Origin of the sequence: Actinomadura fibrosa (genome assembly GCF_900659615.1) — a bacterium.
Lineage (GTDB): Bacteria > Actinomycetota > Actinomycetes > Streptosporangiales > Streptosporangiaceae > Spirillospora > Spirillospora fibrosa.
Map to the genome: position 1 here is coordinate 1 of NZ_CAACUY010000359.1, position 6,999 is coordinate 6,999.

The window sequence follows — 6,999 nt, forward strand, 5'->3', positions numbered from 1 at the left end:
AGCTCGCCGCCGACGTCGCGCCGCCCGCGCGGCTGCCCGCGTCCGGGACGTCCGCGCGGCGGTTCGGCACCGTGACCGTCCCGCTCGACCTGGCGCGGGACGCGGCGCGGCGGCACGGCGCGCGGGTGACCGACGTGGTCCTGTGCGGGGTCGCGGGGGCGCTGAACCGGACCGTCCTGGACGGAGCGCGTCCCGATGCGTGCCGGGTCGCCGTCCCGCTGATGATGCGCGCGCCCGGCGGGGGAGCCGAGGGCAACCACACCACCGCGGTCATGATCGACCTGCCGCTCGGCGCGATGCCGGAGACCGCGCGGCTCGCGGTGATCGCGCGGCGCGCCCGGGTGCTGCGCTCGGGGACCCGGCCGCTCGCCGCGTGGTTCGTGATGCGGCAGGTGGGACGGCTGATGCCGGCGCCGCTGCACGCCCGGTTCGCGCGCGCCGTCTACGGCGGGCGCTTCCTCCAGGGCATCGTGTCGAGCCTGCCCGGCCCGGACCGCCCGCTGCGGCTCGCGGGCGCGCCGCTGACCGAGGTGTACCCGTTCATCCCGCTCGCTCCGGGCGCGCCCCTGGCGGTCGGCGCGCTCGGCGTCCAGCGCGAGCTGTGCTTCGGCGTATCCGTGGACCCGGGCCTCGTGGACGACGCGGACCGGCTGACCGGCGCCGTCCTCGACGTGATCAAGGAGCTCGGCGGAGCGTAGCCGGGGTCAGACGCTGCGCACGGCGCGCAGGGACTGCTTCAGCGAGCCGAGGGTGGCGAACACGGCCGTGGGCTCGTAGCCGCAGTGGGCCATGCAGTTGGCGCACCGCGGGTCGCGTCCGCGGCCGTAGGCGCCCCAGTTGGTCGTCTCCAGGAGCTCCTGGTAGGTGTCGGCGTACCCGTCGTCCATGAGGTAGCAGGGACGCTGCCAGCCCTTCAGCGAGTAGGACGGGATCGCCCATGCGGTGCAGGGGAAGTCGACCCTGCCTTCGAGGAAGTCCAGGAAGAGCGGCGAGTGGTTGAACCGCCAGCGCTTGCGGCGGCCGTCCGCGAACACCTTGCGGAACAGCTCGCGGGTCTCCTGGACGCCGAGGAAGTGCTCCTGGTCGGGCGCCTTCTCGTAGGCGTACGCGGGGGAGATCATCATCTGGTCCACGCGCAGCTCGTCGTTCAGGTGGTCCAGGACCTCGATCACGGTCTGCGGGGTGTCGGTGTTGAACACGGTGGTGTTGGTGGTGACGCGGAAGCCCCGCTCCTGGCACATCCGGATCGCCTTCACGGCGTCGTCGAAGACGCCCTCCTTGCAGACGGACGCGTCGTGCCGCGCGCCGACCCCGTCGATGTGCACGGCCCAGGCGAAGTAGCGGGACGGCGTGAACAGGTCGATCTTCTTGGGGATCAGCAGCGCGTTGGTGCACAGGAAGACGTACCGCCTCATCCGCACCAGCTCGGCGACCAGCTCGCCGATCTGCGGGTGCATCAGCGGCTCGCCGCCGGCGATCGACACCATCGGCGCGCCGCACTCGCGGATCGCCGCCACCGCCTGCTCCACCGGCATCCGCCGCTTCAGCACGTCTGCCGGATGCTGGATCTTCCCGCAGCCCGCGCACGCGAGGTTGCACGCGTACAGCGGCTCCAGCTCCACGATCAGCGGGAATTTCGACCGCCGGGCGAGCCTGTTCCGCAGGATGTACCCGCCGATCCGCAGGCTCTGGCGCAGTGGCATCGTCATGGCGTCCCGCCCTCCCGTCCTCCGAGGTAGCGGCCCAGCGCGCTCAGCGGGAACACCAGGCGGTACAGGTGGTAGTTGATGTAGAAGTCGCCGGGAAAGCCGGTGCCGGTGAAGTGGTCCTCGTCCCAGGTGCCGTCCGGACGCTGGTGCTCCACCAGCCACGCTACGCCGCGGTCGACGGCGGGGCCACGCTCCCCGGCGGCGAGCAGCGCGAGCAGCGCCCACGCGGTCTGCGAGGGCGTGGACACGCCGCGCCCGATCCAGGTGGGGTCGCGGTAGGAGCGCAGGTCCTCGCCCCAGCCGCCGTCGTCGCGCTGGCGGCGCTCCAGCCAGGACACGGCCTGCCGGATCGCGGGCTTCTCCGGCCGGACGCCCGCGGCGATCAGCGCGGGCACCACGCCGCCCGTCCCGTAGACGTGGTTGGCGCCCCACCGGCCGAACCACGACCCGTCCGGCTCCTGTGCCTTCAGCAGCCACACCACGGCCCGCTTGACGGTCGTCGAGTCGGCCAGGCCCTGCGCGCACATCGCCTCCACGACGTGGGCGGTGACGTCCGCCGACGGCGGGTCGATCACCTCGCCGAAGTCGCAGAACGGCAGCCTGCGGCACAGCGCGCGGACGTTGTCGGCGTCGAACGCGGCGAACCCGCCGTCCTCGGACGCCATCCCGGCCATCCAGCGGAGCCCCCGCTCGATCGCGGGCCCCGCGAGCGGATCCCGGACGCGGCCGAGCGCGAGGATCGCCTCGGCGGTGTCGTCGGTGTCGGGGTAGACGTCGTTCTGGAACTCGAACGCCCACCCGCCCGGAGGCAGGCCGGGACGCCGCACCGACCAGTCGCCGGGCCCCCTGACCTCCTCGCCGAGCACCCATCCCGCGGCGCGCTCCAGCGCCGGATGCCCGGCGGGCACCCCCGCGTCCGACAGCGCGATCATGGCGAGGACGGTGTCCCACAGGGGGGACTGGCAGGCTTCGAGCCGCCGCCCCTTCCCGTCCCGGATCGTGAACCCGTCGAGGCCCGCCAGCCCGCGCCGCATCACCGGATGGGCGAGGTCGTAGCCGAGCAGGTGCAGCGCGAGCAGCGAGTACACCCACGGCGGCTGGATCCCGCCCCAGGACCCGTCCGCCTCCTGCCGCGCGATGATCCACTCACCGGCGCGGCGCAGCGCCGCCCGCCGCAGCCCGCGCACCGGATGCCGCTCGTAGCCGTGCAGGACCCGGTCGAGCGCGCCGAACGCCCCGGCCCAGCCGGGCAGCCCGACGCGGCGCGGACCCCGGCGCCGTCCGCGCGCGTCCGGGACGCGCAGCTCCGCGAGATCGAACGGCAGCGCCCGGACCGGGCGCAGCGCCGCCACCACCGTCAGCGGGACGATCGTCTGCCGCGCCCAGCACGCGAAGTCGTACACGTTCAGCGGGAACCAGCGCGGCAGGTACATCATCTCCGGCGGCAGCACCGGCAGCTCGTCCCACGACCACTCGCCGAACATCGCCAGCCAGAAGCGCGTGAACACGCGCGTCGCGCCGATGCCGCCCGCGCCGCGCACGTACGCGGCGGCGCGGAGCATGTGCGGCTCGCCGGGGGAGTCCCCGGCGAGCCGCAGCGCCACGTACGCCTCCACGGTCGTGGACGGCTCCGGCGGGCCGCCGTGGAAGTTGGCCCACGTGCCGTCCTCGCGCTGCTGGGAGCGGATCCAGCGGGCCGCGCCGAGCGTCTCCTCGTCCGTGCGGACGCCGAGGAACTGGCGGAGCAGCAGGTCCTCGGCGTCCATGGTCACGTTGGTCTGGAGCTCGCCCTTCCACCAGCCCTCGGGCGACTGCAACCCGAGGAGGTGGTCGCGGGCGGACGCCAGCGCCGCCTGAGCGGCGGTCCTGCCCGCGGCTTCGGCCGGGGCGGCGGCCTCCTCGACGGGATCCGTCGTGGTCATCAGTGGTCCCGGCGCGTGACGAAGTCGGCGATGCGCAGGAACTCGGCGCGGACGGCGTCCGGCAGCCCCGCCTCGGCGAGATGGCCCGCCGCGCACTCGACCCGGCGCGCCGCCTCGGCCTCCGCCCACGCCTTCCCGCCCGCCATGTCCACCAGCCGCGCCGCCTCCCTCAGCTCCGCGTCGTCGAGCTGGCCCGGCCGCGTGTACAGCTCGATCAGCAGCCCGGACGCGCGCGTCCCGGAGTTCAGCGCCGCCACCACCGGCAGCGACATCTTCCGGGACCGCAGGTCCGACAGCGCGGGCTTGCCCGTCGTCGCCGGGTCGCCCCAGATGCCGAGCAGGTCGTCCACGAGCTGGAAGGCCGCGCCGAGGTCGGCGCCGAACGACTCCAGCGCCCCCGACAGCGCCTCCGGCGCCCCCTCCAGCATCGCCCCGATCGCGCACGAGCACGCCAGCAGCGCCGCCGTCTTCCCGGCGGCCATGTCCTGGCACTCCTCCAGCGTGATCTGGTGGCGGGACTCGAACTCCAGGTCGAGGGACTGCCCGGCGATCAGCCGCCGGGTCGCGGCGGCCAGCGCCCGCGCCGCCCGCGCGGAGCCAGCCCCGGGCGCCTCCAGCAGCACCTCCCCGGCGAGGGACAGCAGCGCGTCGCCCGCCAGGATCGCGGCCGGCTCCCCGAACACCGTCCACGCCGCCGGACGGTGCCGCCGCGTCCGGTCGCCGTCCATGATGTCGTCGTGCAGGAGCGAGAACGCGTGCGTCAGCTCCACCGCGACGGCGCCCGGCAGCCCGCTCTCCGGCGACGCGCCCGCGGCCCGCGCCGACAGCAGCGCCAGCGCCGGGCGCAGCGCCTTGCCGGCCGGGGCCGCGCGCGGATGCCCCTCGGCGTCGGCCCAGCCGAGATGGTAGGCCGCGACGCGGTAGTTGTGCGGGTCCAGGCGGCCGACCGCGGCGCGCAGCGCCCCGTCGACCAGCTCGCGGACATCGGTCATCGAGACCGGAACGGTGGTCACCGGTCCCTCACCCCCTCAAGGTGGCGACGGACCAGGCGAGCGGCGGTGAGGCCGCTGCGCACTGCTCCCTCCATGGTGTCGGGCCAGCCCGTGTCGGTCCACGCGCCGGCGAGGAACAGTCCCGGCGCCCGCGTCGCCGCGCTCGGCCGCGCCGCCCCGCTGCCGGGACGCTGGCGGAACGTCGCCCGCCGCTCCCTCGTCACGAAGAAGTCCCGGACGCGGGCGCGCCGCGCCGCCGGCAGCAGCCGCCGCAGCTCCGGGACGAACCGGGCGCGCAGCTCCGCGCTCGGCACGTCGATCCAGCGGTCGGCCGCCGACAGCGACACCGCCAGGTACTGGCCGCCGCCGTCCAGGCCGCTGACCGCCGTCCGGTCGAACACCCACTGGACGGGCGAGCCGACCGCCGCGGCGAACGGCAGGTCCAGCACCGGCCGGTCGTAGACGACGTGGACGTTGACGATCGGGCTCGCGTCCAGCTCCGGCCAGCGCAGCGGCTCCGGCAGCGCCTCCGGCGGCAGCAGCCGCGCCGCGGCCTGGTGCGGGACGGCCATGACCACCGCGTCCGCGGCGATCGGCGCCCCGTCGACCACCACCTTCGGGTCGGCGGTCACCGCCTCCACCTTCGCCTTGAGCCGGACCGTCCCGCCCGCCTCCTCGATCCGCCGCAGCGCCGGGCCGCCGTGCAGGTCCTCCAGCGGGACGGCCGGGACGCCGATGTCCGCCGCGTCCGGACGCCCGAACAGCGCCCGCCGGCACACCATCGCCGCCAGCCCGAGCGCCGCGTCGTCCACCTCCGCGTTGAGCGCCGCGGTGACGAACAGCCCCCACAGCGCCTCCCGCGCCCACGGCCCCTGCCCCCGCCCGGCCAGCCACGTCCCCGCCGCGACGTCGTCCAGCGCCGCGTCCCGCGGATCGAGGCGCCGCAGCCCCGCCGCCGCCCGCATCGCCCGCAGCCGGTCCGTCCTCGACAGCGGCTCGTACCGGGCCAGCGCGGGCAGCAGGTGCAGCGGGCTCGGCAGCGGCGCCCGCCGGAGCCGCGCGGGCAGCGCGTCGGCCCGCAGCACGGTCACGTCGAACCGGTCCTGGACGTCCAGCAGATGGTCGGTGCGGAGCCGCCGCAGCAGCCCCCGGTACGCCGTGCAGCAGCGCAGCGCCACATGCTGGCCGTTGTCCACGCTCAGCACGCCCCGGCGGAACGAGTGCGTCGCGCCGCCCAGCCAGGGCCGCGCCTCCACCAGCGTCACCGGCACCTCCGCCTCCTGCAAGGCGATCGCCGCGCTGATGCCCGCCAGCCCCCCGCCCACGATGACGACGCTCACCGCTCGACCCCCGTCAGCGCGCGGGCCGCCACGACGGCCTTCTGCCACGTCGGAAGCGAGATCCGCGAGTCCAGCGCCAGCGACGGACGCTCGGCGATGCGCTCCAGAAGGCGCCGGTAGATCCCCGCCATCGCCGCCGTGCAGGCCGCGCTCCGCCGGTCCAGGAGCGGCAGGAGCCGTAACCCCTCCGCATACCAGGCCCGCGCGCGCTCCGCCTGGAACCTGACCAGGTCGTGCAGCCGCCACGGCGGATCGACGAAATCGCCCGTCTCGTCCTGCCGCAGCGTGCACCCGAACTTCACGAGGTCCTCGGTGGGCAGGTAGACCCGTCCCGCCAGCGCGTCGTCCCGGACGTCCCGCAGGATGTTCGTGAGCTGGAACGCGACCCCGAGCGAGTCGGCGAGGCCCTCCGCCCGCTGCCGCCCGTCGTAGCCGAACACCCCGAGCGACAGCCGCCCGACCGTCCCCGCCACCTGCTGGCAGTACCGCAGCAGGTCGTCGAACGTCTCGTAGGAGGCGCCCCGCACGTCGCTCTCGCAGCCGTCGATCAGCTCCGCGAACGCGTCCAGCGGGATCGGATACCGGTCCGCCGCGTCCGCCAGCGCCGTCAGCACCGGATGGCCCTCCAGCGCCCGCGGGTCCGCCCGCCGCCACAGCACGTCCTGGACGGTCGTCAGCCGCTGCCGCGACCGGTCCAGCAGGTCGAGCCGCACGCACGCCGGCTCCGGGCCGTCGCCGATGTCGTCCACCCCGCGCGCGAACGCGTAGATCGCGCTCATCGCGCGCCGCTTCGGGGTCGGCATCAGCCGGATCCCGTAGCCGAAGTTGCGGGCCTCGTCGCGCACCACCCGCTCGCAGTGCTGGTAAGCCTCGGAAACCCTCGCGGATTGCCGGTAAGCCTCCGAAACCGTCATCACTCAGCCCCCTCCAAGAGCGCGTGCCCAGCCGGCGAGCAGCGCGGCCCGGCGGGGCCGCGGCGTGCGCGCGAGGACGTCGTAGCGGTCGTTGATGACCATGGCGGGGACGCCGTCCAGCC

The 6,999-nt window shown here is 75.2% G+C and carries 6 protein-coding genes; 1 reads left to right on the plus strand and 5 read right to left on the minus strand.

Features of this window, described 5'->3' with window-relative positions; all coding sequences use genetic code 11:
* A partial coding sequence (locus tag E1300_RS46025) for a WS/DGAT domain-containing protein (protein WP_131763579.1) occupies window positions 1-698 on the plus strand: 698 nt, incomplete at its 5' end.
* Between the two features lie 6 nt (window positions 699-704).
* Here E1300_RS46025 and hpnH read toward each other — a convergent pair.
* Genes hpnH through hpnD form a run of 5 tightly spaced genes read right to left on the minus strand, consistent with a single transcriptional unit; the run spans window position 705 to window position 6,877 of the window.
* A complete protein-coding gene (gene hpnH, locus E1300_RS46030; protein WP_131763580.1) occupies window positions 705-1,709 on the minus strand; it encodes an adenosyl-hopene transferase HpnH in 1,005 nt (334 codons plus the stop codon).
* A complete protein-coding gene (gene shc / locus E1300_RS46035; RefSeq protein ID WP_131763581.1) occupies window positions 1,706-3,631 on the minus strand; it encodes a squalene--hopene cyclase in 1,926 nt (641 codons plus the stop codon). The genes hpnH and shc overlap by 4 nt, the downstream gene beginning before the upstream one ends.
* On the minus strand, window positions 3,631-4,644 hold the full coding sequence (locus E1300_RS46040; RefSeq protein ID WP_131763582.1) for a polyprenyl synthetase family protein: 1,014 nt from the start codon (window positions 4,642-4,644) through the stop codon (window positions 3,631-3,633). Before E1300_RS46040 ends, shc begins: the two co-directional genes overlap by 1 nt.
* Entirely contained in the window at window positions 4,641-5,963 is a 1,323-nt protein-coding gene (hpnE, locus tag E1300_RS46045; RefSeq protein WP_207400365.1) for a hydroxysqualene dehydroxylase HpnE, read from the minus strand. The genes E1300_RS46040 and hpnE overlap by 4 nt, the downstream gene beginning before the upstream one ends.
* Window positions 5,960-6,877: a presqualene diphosphate synthase HpnD gene (gene hpnD / locus E1300_RS46050; protein WP_131763584.1), complete on the minus strand. Its 918-nt coding sequence runs from the start codon at window positions 6,875-6,877 to the stop codon at window positions 5,960-5,962. Before hpnD ends, hpnE begins: the two co-directional genes overlap by 4 nt.
* Window positions 6,878-6,999: the final 122 nt, after the last annotated feature.